Origin of the sequence: Pelistega europaea (genome assembly GCF_013133775.1) — a bacterium.
Lineage (GTDB): Bacteria > Pseudomonadota > Gammaproteobacteria > Burkholderiales > Burkholderiaceae_B > Taylorella > Taylorella europaea.
Genome location: NZ_JABGBO010000011.1, coordinates 79,542 through 93,808, shown reverse-complemented (window position 1 = coordinate 93,808; position 14,267 = coordinate 79,542). Strand labels below are relative to the sequence as shown.

16 protein-coding genes are annotated in these 14,267 nt (G+C 43.0%); 8 read left to right on the top strand and 8 right to left on the bottom strand.

Annotation, left to right across the window (positions count from 1 at the left end; genetic code table 11):
• Positions 1-688 precede the first annotated feature (688 nt).
• The gene (locus HKX40_RS09825) at positions 689-1,432 is read left to right on the top strand and encodes an EI24 domain-containing protein (protein ID WP_171589398.1); all 744 of its coding nucleotides are present in this window, start codon (positions 689-691) and stop codon (positions 1,430-1,432) included.
• A gap of 151 nt (positions 1,433-1,583) precedes the next feature.
• Here HKX40_RS09825 and HKX40_RS09820 read toward each other — a convergent pair whose 3' ends face one another.
• From HKX40_RS09820 to HKX40_RS09790, 7 genes are all read right to left on the bottom strand, one after another.
• Positions 1,584-2,327, bottom strand: coding sequence for a lysophospholipid acyltransferase family protein (locus tag HKX40_RS09820; protein WP_216605225.1), 744 nt, complete (start codon positions 2,325-2,327; stop codon positions 1,584-1,586).
• Positions 2,328-2,479: 152 nt separating this feature from the next.
• Complete coding sequence (locus tag HKX40_RS09815) at positions 2,480-3,769, bottom strand: dihydroorotase (protein WP_171589397.1); 1,290 nt, start codon at positions 3,767-3,769, stop codon at positions 2,480-2,482.
• Positions 3,766-4,719 carry an aspartate carbamoyltransferase catalytic subunit gene (locus HKX40_RS09810; protein WP_171589396.1) on the bottom strand — a complete coding sequence of 318 codons (954 nt, stop codon included), beginning with the start codon at positions 4,717-4,719 and terminating at the stop codon, positions 3,766-3,768. The genes HKX40_RS09815 and HKX40_RS09810 overlap by 4 nt, the downstream gene beginning before the upstream one ends.
• Positions 4,712-5,230, bottom strand: a complete 519-nt coding sequence (gene pyrR / locus HKX40_RS09805) for a bifunctional pyr operon transcriptional regulator/uracil phosphoribosyltransferase PyrR (protein WP_171589395.1) — start codon at positions 5,228-5,230, stop codon at positions 4,712-4,714. Before pyrR ends, HKX40_RS09810 begins: the two co-directional genes overlap by 8 nt.
• Positions 5,231-5,437: 207 nt before the next feature.
• Complete coding sequence (ruvX, locus tag HKX40_RS09800) at positions 5,438-5,830, bottom strand: Holliday junction resolvase RuvX (RefSeq protein WP_171589394.1); 393 nt, start codon at positions 5,828-5,830, stop codon at positions 5,438-5,440.
• Complete coding sequence (locus HKX40_RS09795; protein WP_171589393.1) at positions 5,830-6,411, bottom strand: YqgE/AlgH family protein; 582 nt, start codon at positions 6,409-6,411, stop codon at positions 5,830-5,832. Before HKX40_RS09795 ends, ruvX begins: the two co-directional genes overlap by 1 nt.
• Positions 6,412-6,463: 52 nt before the next feature.
• Positions 6,464-6,634 (bottom strand): rubredoxin, encoded by a 171-nt coding sequence (locus tag HKX40_RS09790; protein WP_171589406.1) that lies wholly within the window; start codon positions 6,632-6,634, stop codon positions 6,464-6,466.
• Between the two features lie 96 nt (positions 6,635-6,730).
• On the opposite strand from HKX40_RS09790, the gene HKX40_RS09785 reads away from it, so the two are divergent.
• From HKX40_RS09785 to obgE, 7 genes are all read left to right on the top strand, one after another.
• Complete coding sequence (locus HKX40_RS09785) at positions 6,731-7,552, top strand: bifunctional hydroxymethylpyrimidine kinase/phosphomethylpyrimidine kinase (RefSeq protein ID WP_171589392.1); 822 nt, start codon at positions 6,731-6,733, stop codon at positions 7,550-7,552.
• Positions 7,553-7,554: 2 nt separating this feature from the next.
• Complete coding sequence (locus tag HKX40_RS09780) at positions 7,555-8,301, top strand: thiamine phosphate synthase (RefSeq protein WP_171589391.1); 747 nt, start codon at positions 7,555-7,557, stop codon at positions 8,299-8,301.
• A gap of 138 nt (positions 8,302-8,439) precedes the next feature.
• Positions 8,440-9,723 carry a glutamate-1-semialdehyde 2,1-aminomutase gene (gene hemL / locus HKX40_RS09775; RefSeq protein WP_171589390.1) on the top strand — a complete coding sequence of 428 codons (1,284 nt, stop codon included), beginning with the start codon at positions 8,440-8,442 and terminating at the stop codon, positions 9,721-9,723.
• A 40-nt stretch (positions 9,724-9,763) separates the two neighbouring features.
• Positions 9,764-10,987, top strand: coding sequence for a bifunctional glutamate N-acetyltransferase/amino-acid acetyltransferase ArgJ (argJ, locus tag HKX40_RS09770; RefSeq protein ID WP_171589389.1), 1,224 nt, complete (start codon positions 9,764-9,766; stop codon positions 10,985-10,987).
• A 323-nt stretch (positions 10,988-11,310) separates the two neighbouring features.
• A complete protein-coding gene (gene rplU / locus HKX40_RS09765; protein ID WP_171589388.1) occupies positions 11,311-11,622 on the top strand; it encodes a 50S ribosomal protein L21 in 312 nt (103 codons plus the stop codon).
• Between the two features lie 16 nt (positions 11,623-11,638).
• Entirely contained in the window at positions 11,639-11,899 is a 261-nt protein-coding gene (gene rpmA / locus HKX40_RS09760) for a 50S ribosomal protein L27 (protein WP_171589387.1), read from the top strand.
• A 283-nt stretch (positions 11,900-12,182) separates the two neighbouring features.
• Entirely contained in the window at positions 12,183-13,370 is a 1,188-nt protein-coding gene (gene obgE / locus HKX40_RS09755) for a GTPase ObgE (RefSeq protein WP_171589386.1), read from the top strand.
• A 71-nt stretch (positions 13,371-13,441) separates the two neighbouring features.
• Here obgE and HKX40_RS09750 read toward each other — a convergent pair whose 3' ends face one another.
• Complete coding sequence (locus tag HKX40_RS09750; protein WP_171589385.1) at positions 13,442-14,077, bottom strand: Abi family protein; 636 nt, start codon at positions 14,075-14,077, stop codon at positions 13,442-13,444.
• Between the last annotated feature and the right edge of the window lie 190 nt (positions 14,078-14,267).

Genomic DNA, 14,267 nt, shown 5'->3' with positions numbered 1-14,267 from the left:
ACATCCCGAATTAAATCATCACTTAATCCGTCTAACGATATTGCTCGTTAGCAGCAAAGAACGTAATTATGAACTATCTAACTACATCCTGTCAAGCACTTTTTAAAAATATTTTTTATTTTTAAAACCGCAATCAACTTCTTTCAGTCAATCACTCACTTGACCCCTCTTCACCTCTCAACAGTTTGTTGATTGCGTGAATCAGGAAAGATTCGCATTATGAACCCTTTTTACCCCCTTGGCAACCCCCTTTGATAAAAAATCCTATCCCCCTCCCCTCTCTCCCCCTCCTATACCCCCCATAAAATCTCCTATTTTTTTCCTAAAAATCAACCCACTATCTACGTATTAACCCTATACCCACCCACTAACAAATAGTAGCGAAAATACAACAAACACCCCTTTTTTTCGAATGTTGTGAAAATGCAACTCAACTTATCCACCCTCCTATACTCTTTTCATTCAATCACCTTGTCCCATATATCCACCCGTCTACATAATGCTTTTTGCTCTCGCCTGCCCAGCTACTCTGCCTATATCCCCTCTTTACTATTGCTTTTCTCTTTTTTGACACCATCTAAAATACTTATCAGTACCACTCATATGACGCAACGTATCTCTCGTGGTATAAATACATCAGCTAGACGAAAAGTCTTTTAATTATTTATCGTTACACAATAGGACATTTATGGCACATCTTAGTACCTCTGACTCTTTTTCTAAAGGCTTTGTCACTCAATTACAACCACGTATGTTGTTTGCCATCGTACTGCCTTTTGTCATTGCTCTAGGTAGTTCTATCGTTTTATTAATGTTTGGCTGGGGGGCTTTGGATGGGTGGTTTATAGATGCCGCTTCTAAATGGTCTTGGTTTCAAGGGGCTTTATCATCTTTGAGTGATTGGGGAATTCTTGCCATCAGTGGTTGGTTGTCCAGTGTCTTGTCTTTTATTGCTCTTGTTGCTATTGGTGTAGTCATTGGATTGGCCGCTGCCTCTATCATGGTGACACCAATGGCAGTCAAGTTTATTAGCGAACGCTACTTTCCTCATCTTGAGAAAAAAGGTCAAAACGTCAACTCTGTTAGTACCTACAATGCTGTCAAGGTTTCCGTTATCTTCGTAGTAGGTTGGTTGCTCACCCTGCCTTTTTGGTTTATCCCATTTATGTCCATTGTGTTGTCGCTTTTCTGGGGAGCATATGTATTTGCCAATATGTCCAAGGTTGATGCGATTGTTGAACATGCTACAGCAGAAGAACGTCAATATATTCTTCGCGAATATAAGAATGGCTTCTGGTTTATTGGTTTTGTGTGCTCCGCCTTGTCTCTTATTCCTTTCATGGGATTTGTAATGCCAGTATTTTCCATTATCGTATGCACACATTATGGACTTAAGGCATTGGATGTCTACCGCCGTTCACTTCCACAGTAGTGCAACTCCTATTAGGGAAAAAAAGCAAAGGCATTTTGAATTGTCTACCTCCGTTCACTTCCACAATAGTGCAACTCTATTAAAGAAAAAAGCAGGGAGCTGCAAGTCCATACATCACCTCTATGCTCCCTGCTACCACTTTAACAATGCACTATTCCTCAATTTCTTTAAGCAATACTGCACGAATATTGTCCGCCAACTCCTGACGAGGGATAAGCACCTCTTCACCAGCTTGTGTGATTGGCGGTAAAAAGCGAACCGTCACCCCCACATTCTTACTGCTTAATAACACCCAAATATTTGCGACAAGTGTCTGCTCTCCCACAAAGGCTACTCGCCCGCTACGCTCACCATTATAAGTAAACAACAATGCCACAGGCTGGATAGGCACCCGAGAGTTCATCGCTCCCTCAAGTAGGCCACTGAACATATGTAATACACTGAGGCCATCACTCGTTGTTCCCTCGGGAAATAAACCAATGCATATATTCTCTTTAAAATACTTATCCATGCCTGCATTAATATCAATCACCGCTTGACGTGACCCACGCTGGATAAAAATCGTCCCAACGGCATACACCAACCAACCAATCACAGGCCATTGGCGAATCTCTGACTTAGCAATAAAAGAAGTGGCACGCTGACTATTAATAATAAAAATATCAATCCAGGAAACATGGTTAGCAGCCAGCATAACAGGCCCATCAAGAATCGGTTTTCCTTCTTGTACCACCTGAACACCTGTAGTTTTCATCAAGCATTGAGACCACAGTTGCACTGTCCGCTCTCTGGCTGCTTTGCTAATCCAACCAAAGAAAATAAATACAATAAAAAGTCCTGCCAACAACACAACGATTAACCCAATGACTCGAATTAGAAAACGCAAAACCGCCATTCATCAAACCCTTTCATGTCTAACACAACATTAAACCTATACACAACAAAGGATACCCTTCATCAGGGTACCCTTTATCAAACACAATCAGACAGTATCGTCCGCCATACGAATCCCTAGCCAGTTGGGCAGGGGCTGATGCTCTGATACCATTAAGCCTGCCAAACCACTTGGCCACCCACTATCGTCATTACCACCTTTGCAGGTACCTCATATTGGTTGAACGGGGTGTAAGCACTTTGACTTAACAATGTTTGGCGAGACACCTTCCAATAAGCATCTAGGTCTACGATGGCTAAGTCCGCAGGTAAGCCCACTTTAATCTGCCCGCAAGGTGGTAATACAGGTGCGCTCTGCTGCAAAATACTTGCAGGGTTGACTGTAATCTTGGCTAAAGCATCTAATAGAGGAACCTTATGCTCTACCGCCCATTTGTACACTAGGCTAAACAGCAACTCTACGCCCACAGCACCTGGCTCAGCTTGACTAAATGGCAATAATTTTTCTTCGTCGTCTACTGGTGTATGATCCGAACAAATTGCATCAATGGTACCGTCCAACAAGCCCTGAGTAATCGCCTCTCGATCTCTTTGTGAGCGTAAGGGCGGATATAAACGGCATTGACTATCAAAGAAACCAATGTCTGTATCTGTTAAATGCACATGATTGATAGAAACATCACAAGTTACTGGTAGCCCTGCGGCCTTGGCTTGACGAACTAACTCAACACCTTCAGCACTACTGATACGACATAAGTGTAGACGCACACGGCTACTTTTCTGCAACTCAAACAAAGTATGCAATGCAATCGTCTCTGCTTGCACAGGAATGCCTGCTAAGCCTAAACGCGAAGCAAACGAGCCACTTGCTGCTACACCAGAACTCGCCAAATCTGCTTCTGATGGTTGAATCCACAATGCATACTCAAATGTTTTAGCGTATTGCATCGCACGGTTAAGCACCGATAAATGAGGAAGCCCCTTATTAGCCTGAGAAAATGCCACACAACCAGCGTCTGTCAACTCCGCCATCTCAGTCAGAACCTCCCCTTTAAGCCCCAAAGTCATTGCTCCAAGGGGGTATAAATTAGCTTGATTTAGCTTACGTGCCCGGTGTTTTAACATTTCTACCAATCCTGGCTCATCTAGGCTAGGATCAGTATCTGGGGGCAACACCAAACTAGTTACACCACCTGCCAATGCAGCACGCATCTCAGTTTCTAGGGTAGCTCGGTGTTCGTTGCCTGGTTCTCGCAAACGCACAGATAAATCTACAAGACCAGGAATCACTGCCTTACCTTGTGCATCTATCGTCTGATCAGGCATAAATTCAGCAGGTGTATTAATGCCCACTACACGCCCAGAAGCAATATCTATTGTCGCCACTTCATCTTGCTGTGTGGTAGGGTTGAGTAATCGACCATTGATAATTCTTAATTTCATGCGCTTGCTCCTGCCACAATACTCATCACCGCCATACGAACAGCAATACCAAACGTTACTTGATTTAAAATCACTGCTTGTGGTCCATCTGCCACTACTGAATCAATTTCAACACCACGATTCATCGGCCCTGGGTGCATCACAATCGCATCAGGTTTAGCTAAAGCGAGTTTTTCTGGTGTAAGACCGTAGCGTTTAAAGTATTCTTGAGAAGAAGGCAACAAGGCCCCTTTCATACGCTCATTCTGCAACCTCAACATAATCACTACGTCAACGCCTTTTAACCCCTCATTCATATCGGTAAAAACGCGTACCCCCATCTGCTCTAATCCACCTGGCAATAATGTCAACGGGCCAATTGCTCGAATTTCTGCCACACCTAATGTCGTCAAGGCATGAATATCTGAACGCGCGACACGAGAATGTAGAATATCTCCCACTATTGCTACTGTGAGATTAGAAAAATCTTTCTTGAAATGACGGATAGTATACATATCCAATAACGCTTGTGTAGGATGAGCATGACGACCATCCCCTGCATTAACCACGTGAATGTGGGGTGCAACATGTTGAGCAATCAGATAGGGAGCTCCACTAGCCTCATGACGCACAACAAAAATATCTGCCTGCATAGCGGTGAGATTGCTAATCGTGTCGAGTAATGTCTCACCTTTGGCTGTGGAAGAAGAACTAATATTGAGATTGTAAACATCCGCAGATAAACGCTTAGCTGCGATTTCAAATGTTGTACGCGTACGCGTTGAGTTTTCAAAGAAGAGATTAAAAACACTTTTACCACGTAGTAGTGGCACTTTTTTAATATCACGTTCGGCTAATGGCACAAAGCTCTGTGCAGTATCTAGGATATGCGTGATAATATCTTTGGACAGCCCCTCAGTACTTAGCAAGTGCGTGAGTTCACCATGACGATTAAGTTGGGGATTATACACGGACGTCTTCCTTTTCAATATCGATGTCAAAAAGATGCTGCTCGTTGTAAGAGAGAACGAAATTTGTCCCTTTAGGTAAAGGAATCTCGCCACCCACTACATCAGCAGCAATAGGTAACTGGTGTCCACCGCGGTCAATCAGCACTGCCAGAGAAATAGATGCAGGTCTTCCATAGTCAAACAACTCATTCATCGTGGCACGAATTGTACGACCAGTGTAAAGAATATCATCCACCACAATAATGTGGGCATCATCTACATCAAAGGGAATCTGGGTAGGTTGTTTTTGTTTGTGAAGACCGATTTTATTGAAATCGTCACGGTAGAAACTGGTATTAAGAAAGCCTGCAGGATTTTGCAAAGCTAAATCTTGTTGCAATCGCTCTACAATCCATGCTCCTCCTGAATAAATACCTACCAAAAACACCTTATCAATGGGCTTTGTTTTAATGAGTTCTTCAACACCAGTCTTTAACTTACTGTATAACTGCTCAGCGGTAGGTATTTGCATATTCACTCCTTTTTAAGTCCCCTTATTGTACCGCAAACCACAGTAAAATATCTTGAGAAACTCGCTTGAAACGTTATCAAATACCTATCTATCACCATCAAAAAAAACAGGTTACAGCCATCATAGAAACAAACCAATAGCAACATGCAAGAATATTTGTAAAGTCACTTCATATACTCAATCCCCATCAGGGACTAAGAAGCGACCTTAAAGACTATCAAAATATCGTTCTAAAATAATAGCAGCCGCCATTGCATCATCATCTTCATTGGGGGCAATACGACGCTGTGCCTCCATACTACTGCCTCGCTCATCAACTAATTGTACGGGCAAACCAAACCTCCCATGCAACTGATTCGCAAACCGGCGGGCATGGCCTGAGGCATATTGCTCCTCACCCTCTGTCGTCAAAGGTAATCCAACCACCAGTAAATCAGGCCTCCATTGTTGAATTAAGGACTCTATTGCTGCAAATCGCCCCTGTTTGGTAGGCACACGAATAATTTCCAAAGGAGCAGCATATTTCAACAAAGTATTGCCTTGTGCCACTCCAATTTTTTTTAAACCGAAATCAAATGCTAATACGGTTTTCTCTGACATTAAGCATGCCCCATATCACCTTGCAACAAATGTGGGTCAAACCCCAACAACTTGACTGCCCGGTAGTAACGCTCCGCCACAGGAACATTAAAGATAATATCCGCTGATGCCTGTACGGTTAGCCAAGCATTATCTGCAATTTCTTGTTCTAATTGACCAGGAGACCATCCTGCATATCCCAAAGCCAGCATAAATTGCTTGGGACCTTGCCCACGAGCGTAATCAAATAACACATCCTTGGAAGAGGTCATCAATAATTCTTGGTTGCCAATAGTAGACCGATATGACTTGTCTGCACTATGTAATACAAACCCCTTGTCATTATTGACTGGGCCACCAAAATACACTAGTGTATTGGCTACATTGTTTTCAATTTTCTCTTCATCCACATCATCAATAGCACTAATATCGCCCAATAAATCTAAAAAAGGTACTGTTGATGGTTGATTAACAATCAACCCAACAGCCCCATCATCATTATGGTCAAAGACATAAATCAGACTACCCTCGAATAAATCACCATCTAATGAGGGCATGGCAATTAAAAAATGTCCGCTAAGATTAATAGGTTTATCGCTCATAGTATCCTTATGTGAGTTTTGAAACCATCACTAGTTTCAAATCAAACAACAGCTAAATTGCCATCATTTCAAAGTCTTCTTTGCGTGCCCCACATTCTGGACATGTCCAGTTAGGCGGAACATCTTCCCACTTGGTGCCGGGAGGAATGCCCTCTTCAGGCGCACCAGCTTCCTCATCATAAACCCAGCCACAAATTAAACACATCCATGTTTTCATCACAATATCCTTAAAACACTACGTTAAAATAAGACAATATATTAGGTACTGCCTCATCACTGATACTTTGGCTATTGTACCTCAACTTGGATTTTTTTCACTATGACAGCCTCTTCCCCTTCTAGCGTTTTGTTTTTCAATCTGTTTGATCCGAGTCATCGTGCCCATCTTCCGATGGAATGTGTGACTGCCGCTCAGTTGCGAACTTTTTCAAATTCAGTTGTTACTGCCCTCGCTATTCGAGATACCAATACAGTTATTGAAGTTCAGCCCTTACGAGAAGATAGTATTGAGGCTCAGGCACGCTGTTTACTAGAAGATGTGAGTCCACAAGCGTTTAAAGTTAATCATGTATTCTCCATTGAGACATTGGACTCGCTTGCCACTATTTTTGCAGATTACAATCAAATTCCATTAGTGACTGTATTTGGTAAGCATTTCTATGAGTATGTAGATATTGATGATAATGCCCTCTACACTGAAATGCTCACTGATGCTTACTTAGATATTCTGTCTCCTTTATCCTACATCGCTGTCGTCGACTTAAATTACGCCACCCATTGGACATCTGAGGACTTTGATATTACTACAGAGGAAGACTTATTCCTACATATCCTTGACCTAGGTGCTGAATACTGCCTAATTCTAAACCAAAGAGATACCAACGGGAAACTATGTCACCGCCTTATTCATCAATCTGATGATGAGTTTATCTTTGAGCATCCTGCACACATCAGCACACATGCAGAGTTCGCTGACTTAACAGGTACTGCATTAGCTTGTAGTTTAGCTCAAGGACTATCCGCAGAGGACGCAACAAAAACCGCACTAAGTGTTGCCCTCAGCCAAACTCAAGATACTATTCGATTAGGGATGGGATCACCTCAAGTGAACTATATCGCACCAGAACTGATTGGAGGGTAATAATGACAATAGCAACTCGTTTCCCTACTGGACTATATGGCATCACTCCTGATTGGTCGGATTTTGACCGTTTATACCACGCCATTGAACAAGCATGTGCTGCTGGTTTGCCTATACTGCAATGGCGTCGCAAACACACCCCTTTTGAACTGGCTTGCGAACAAGCACGGCGTGTTGCTCTCTGCTGTCAACATCATGGAACCCTCTTCGTAGTCAACGACGACTGGCGTTTAGCACTAGAAGTTGGAGCTGATGCAGTACACTTAGGGCGTGATGATGGAGATATACAAGAGGCAAAAGCAGACATCGCTGCTGCCAGCAAACATCTGCTTATTGGAGTCAGTTGTTATAACCAGATTGAGCTAGCACAACAAGCGATAGCCAATGAGGTAGATTATTTTGCTTTTGGTGCAGTATTTCCCTCTACAGTTAAACCTGATGCCGTACATGCACCGTTACACTTATTTGAGGAAGCAAAGCAATTATTGACAGCCTCTTTATCACCGCAACTACCAAATAGTATGCTCAACGCATCGGACACAACAGCCACTGTAGACTCATTGGATATGATACTTACCCCCCCTACTCGCCCAACCATTGTGGGCATTGGCGGCATCACTTTGTCCAATGCTAAACAAGTCATTGATGCAGGAGCAGACAGCATTGCTGTCATTTCTGGATTATTTGAAACAGCAGATATTTATCAAACTTGCAAAGATTTTATGACTCTCTTTGCAACGAAGCATTAAAATTTATATATCCTTTGTAAGGTGGTATGTTGCCTTACTCGCTTGCGGTAGTGTAGTAGCATCTACTTTTTATTAAGAGTGTCATTATCACACTACCAATGATTATTATTGCAGAATATTTTAATTGAAGTAAATCCTATGAAAAACCAAGCTATTTTTGAACGAGCTCAGCTCTCTATCCCTGGTGGAGTTAACTCTCCTGTACGTGCATTTAAATCAGTAGGTGGCACACCTCGTTTTATTGCTCGTGCTGAAGGTGCCTATATCTGGGACGTAGAGGGTACACAATATATTGATTACCTAGGCTCTTGGGGGCCTGCGATTGTGGGTCATTCTCACCCAGAAGTTGTCAAAGCTGTACAAGAAGCCGCAGCCAACGGTTTATCATTCGGTGCACCCACTGAAGCTGAAGTATTGTTAGCAGAAAAAATCAGTGAACTGCTACCGTCGATTGAGCAAGTCCGTCTTGTAAGCTCTGGCACAGAAGCCACAATGAGCGCTATTCGTCTAGCTCGTGGTTTTACTAATCGTCGCAAAATCATCAAGTTTGAGGGGTGCTATCACGGTCACTCTGATAGCCTGCTAGTCAAAGCTGGTTCTGGATTATTAACTTTCGGCAATCCATCCTCCGCAGGCGTTCCTGAAGAATTTGTGAGCCATACCATTGTCCTAGAATACAACAACCTCGATGCGGTTAAACAAGCTTTCGCTGAAGTAGGAAATGATATTGCTTGCGTTATTGTTGAACCTGTCGCTGGCAACATGAACCTAGTGAAACCCAAAGCTGGCTTCTTAGAAGGGCTTCGTGATGTATGCACACAATACGGTGCTTTATTGATTTTTGATGAAGTGATGACTGGCTTCCGTGCTGGCCCTAAAGGTGTTCAAGGTCTTACCGGCATCAAACCTGATTTAACTACATTAGCTAAAGTCATTGGTGGTGGTATGCCTGTTGGTGCTTTTGGTGGTCGTCGTGATGTGATGCAATGCATTGCACCTCTTGGTGCAGTATACCAAGCAGGTACTCTTTCTGGTAACCCTGTATCTGTGGCTGCTGGTCTTAAAACTCTTGAGATTTTATGTCGCCCTGGCTTTTATGAAAAACTCACTGCCACTACCAGTGCTCTGGTTGCTGGACTTCGAGAAAAAGCCGCTAAACATGGTGTGACCTTTAGTGCTGACTCTGTGGGTGGTATGTTTGGTATTTATTTCCGTGAAAGCGTTCCAACCAGTTTTAGCGAGGTGCAAGATAGCAATGTTGAAGCCTTCAAAGTGTTCTTCCACGCCATGCTAGAAGAAGGTGTGCATCTTGCTCCATCTGCATTTGAAGCAGGCTTTGTTTCTGCTTGCCATGATGAAGCTGTTCTTGCTCGAACCTTTGAGGCGGCCGATAAGGCTTTTGCTAAAGTAGCAGCGATGTAATTTTTGTTGTTTGACGTAGTCCTACCTAAAGGAGAGTGTTATGCCTGTTAATTTCCATATTCCCGATACCCGCGATATTCACCCTGTCAAAGGGGTACAAATTGGGATTGCCTCTGCTGGAATTAAAAAACCGGGCAAGAAAGACATCACGGTATTCCGCTTTACTCCAGGAACACAAGTCGCAGGAGTATTTACCACCAACCGTTTTTGTGCTGCCCCTGTACAAATCTGTAAAAAGCGCCTTGCCGTACGTCAAAATATAGAAGCTCTATTAATCAACACAGGTAATGCAAATGCTGGCACAGGCGAGCAAGGGTATCAAGATGCATTGACTACCTCTGCCGCACTCGCACAAGCACTCGCCATCCATGACGATCAAGTACTTCCTTTTTCAACAGGCGTTATTCTAGAGCCATTACCTGTCGATAAAATTCTCCCTGCTATTCCCCAAGCAGTAAGCCACCTTGCTGACAATGAGTGGTTTAATGCTGCGCATAGTATCATGACGACAGACACAGTACCCAAGATTGCTTCTAAACAGCTGCAACTCGGTGGTCAAACAGTCACCATCACAGGGATTAGCAAAGGTGCAGGCATGATTCGCCCTAATATGGCGACCATGCTAGGCTTTATGGCAACCGATGCGGCTATTGAGGCTGAAGTTCTTCAAAAAATCACTACTGAAATTGCGAATAAATCATTCAATCGCATTACCGTTGATGGAGACACCTCCACCAATGACTCTTTTATTATCGCCGCCACAGGACAAAGTGGTGTTGCACCAGCGGTGGATAGTGAAGACTTTAAAACGTTATATGCGGCTCTCACCGATATTGCCAAAGAACTCGCTCAAAAGATTATCCGAGATGCGGAAGGTGCCACCAAGTTCATTACGGTGCAAATTGAACAGGCTAAAACCTCTGAAGAGGCCCTCAAAATCGCTTATGCCATTGCTCATTCTCCCCTTGTCAAAACCGCTTTCTTTGCCTCAGATCCTAACTTGGGACGTATTTTAGCCGCAATAGGCTACGCAGGAGTGACTGATTTAGACACTAGTCAGCTTGAGCTCTATCTCGGTGATGTATTAGTGGCTAAAGATGGAGGGCGCAATCCTGCATATCGTGAAGAGCAAGGTCAGGCTGTGATGAATGAAGCCGAAATCCTTGTTCGTGTCGTACTACATCGTGGAGCAATCACCGAAACTGTATACACCTGCGACTTCTCTCATGATTATGTGAGTATTAATGCAGATTATCGTTCGTGATAACCTTTCATCTACGATTTCATGCACATTTTGGATGTGAAGTACACCAAGACCAAAAGCAACCTCCCTGACTCCTATAACCGTGATTCATGGGGTGTTTATTTGAATGTGAATAAAAGTTTTTAGACTGGTATCACCTACTGTGTGATACCACTGCCTCCTTACGTATTGCTATATTTAGAAGAAGTGATTATTCTCCACACCCACCATCTGTTGTTATTCATACACTAATTATTTGACTTTTAAAGAGTTTTATAGTTAAAATAGCAGGCTACCCACATGTGTGGGTAGTTGTTATTTAAATTTATTGAGAGGTTACCCATATGTATGCGGTCATAAAAACCGGCGGCAAACAATATCGTGTTGCCCAAGGCCAAAAACTTAAGGTAGAACAGATACCAGCAGACATCGGTCAAGAAATCTCCCTAGATCAAGTTTTATCAGTCGGCGAAGGTGAGTCTTTAAAAGTAGGTACGCCTTTGGTTGCTGGTGCTGTGGTTAAGGCTAAGGTTCTTGCACACGGTCGTCACGATAAAGTGAAAATTTTCAAGATGCGTCGTCGTAAGCACTATCAAAAACGCCAAGGCCATCGCCAAAATTACACTCAAATCGTTATCGAATCTATCACAGCTTAATAGCAGGAGTTAAAACATGGCACAGAAAAAAGGTGGCGGTTCAACCCGCAACGGTCGTGACTCAGAAGCTAAACGCTTAGGTGTTAAAGTTTATGGTGGTCAATCTATCCCTGCTGGCTCTATCATCGTTCGCCAACGTGGTACTCGTTTCCACCCTGGCACTAACGTAGGCATGGGTAAAGACCATACGCTTTACGCTTTAGTAGATGGTCAAGTTAAATTCTCAGTTCGCGGTGCGCTTAACAAGCAAACAGTATCTGTTATCGCAGCAGAGTAATTAGCGACTTTTTTACTATACACGCCGTTCAAAGCTATTGTTTTGAGCGGCGTTTGTATTTTGAGAAGAAGCGGTGTTTGACTTATACAAAAGGTCAACTTGAACACATAGTCAGTACAGCGAGTTTCTATCTGTTGTCCATCTCAACACTAGACTTCTAAGCAACGATAAAATCGTTGACAGTATGGCGTACTTCCCTAAATAATGGATACGTCAAGCTTTCTATAACGGCGTGACTACATAAAGAATATCCTACGCCAATAGATTTTTACAAAGGTATATCATGAAATTTGTTGATGAAGCCCGAATTGAGGTAATCGCTGGTAAAGGCGGTAATGGCTCTGCGAGTTTTCGCCGAGAAAAATTTATTCCCAAAGGTGGCCCCGATGGCGGTGACGGGGGTCGAGGCGGAAGTATTTTGGCTGTGGCTGATCGCAATATTAATACCTTAATTGACTTCCGCTATGCTCGTCTACATCAAGCACGCAATGGTGAAAATGGTCGAGGCTCTGACCAATATGGTGCAGCAGCAGATGACATCACTTTACGGGTTCCTGTTGGTACTGTAATTTATGATGATGAGACAGGTGAGCAATTATTCGACTTAGATCGTCACGGACAACAAGTAACCTTGGCAGCTGGAGGCCAGGGTGGATTAGGCAATCTGCACTTTAAATCTAGTGTCAATCGAGCACCTCGTCAATTCACTTACGGTAAGGAGGGTGAACGCCGTAAATTGCGTCTAGAGCTCAAAGTACTAGCTGATGTCGGTTTGCTAGGGTTACCTAATGCAGGTAAATCCACACTTATTACAAAAATTTCCAATGCTCGCCCTAAAATTGCCGATTATCCTTTTACAACGTTGCATCCTAACCTTGGAGTAGTACGTACATCGGCTTCTCGTAGTTTTGTAGTTGCTGATATTCCAGGTTTGATTGAGGGTGCCTCAGAAGGAGCTGGCTTAGGACATCTTTTCTTACGTCACCTCACTCGCACACGAGTGTTATTACATTTGGTTGATGTATCAAGTTTAGACCCTGAAGTGGATACTATTGAGAAGTCTGTTGCCGATGCTAAAGCAATTGTCACTGAACTCCAAAAGTATAGTCAAGAGCTGTATGACAAACCCCGTTGGCTAGTGCTAAACAAACTTGATATGCTTGACAACCCAGAGCAAGTAAAAGCGGACTTTTGCCGTCAATTTGGCTGGAAAGGCCCAGTGTTCGCTATTTCAGCCTTGACAGGTGATGGCACGCAAGAACTCGTTTGGGCGTTACAAGACTATTTGGACCAAGAAAAAGCAAAGGAAAATCAAGCAGCAGATGAGCAAGCTGAGGATTACACTCCCGAAGACCCTCGATTTAATCAAACTCGTGCCAATGTTGGTGAAGCGAAAACCTACCAACCTGACGATGATGATCCTCGTTTTCGACCAAGTGATGATGACCCTAGATTTCGTCCAGTAGAGTAATCGATATATTTTTATCAGAGGAAATCTGCTTTGGTTTCCTCTTTTTTTATTAAAAATCTGCCAAACACGGTCTAATATGTAGGCTTCTTAGCCATCACAATACTCACTCGCTGATGTTGCTCCAACCAATATGCAGTATCCTCACAGCGATAAGCGATGATTTTAATAATTGCCTTGTAATACTCCTCAATGTTCTCATTAAAAATAGGCTCATGATGCGCAATACGATTTCTAAGCATCCGTATCCGTCCCAAACTACAAAAAATGTCTCTCCTTAAACTAGCTAAGTCATCCATTTCTGCATAAGGAAACACATAACGGAATTGTTTATACCAAATATCTTTTTCAAAACGTGCAGTGAAAAAACTCTGCCAAAAAACAAAAGGAAGTTCAGGAATGGTTTTATCCACCGTAGAGCGTCTGGCTCGGACTAAGTCTTCCCTTCTTTTCTGGGGTATAGAGCGTAAAAAACGCGGGCTAAAAACCCACTGCTCTCCATGTATCGATTGTATGGCTTGGGCAACAGCATTTCTGACAACAATTTCGCACACCCCAAGACACTCAAATAAAGCCGAAGCAATTTGCATATTCCATTGATAAAGATTTATCGCGGAAGCAAGTTGGTGCGTTTTCTTTTCATAAGTCGACAACCTTGGAGCTGACAATACTCGCCTAATACAAAATATATCTATACTTGATTTTGTCATATTTTAGCCTTAGAATAAAAGTGTTTGCTAGGGTCTATTGAGGGCGACAAGCCTACCCCCTAGTTTATGTGGAAAGCCAGCCTCTGCTGGCTTTTCGTTTGCGCGGAAGACTTACTACTTATTCCCTCTATCATCTCTATCCAAATATTTTTATCCCGATGCACAAAGAAAACTATCCAGAAAACTCCTC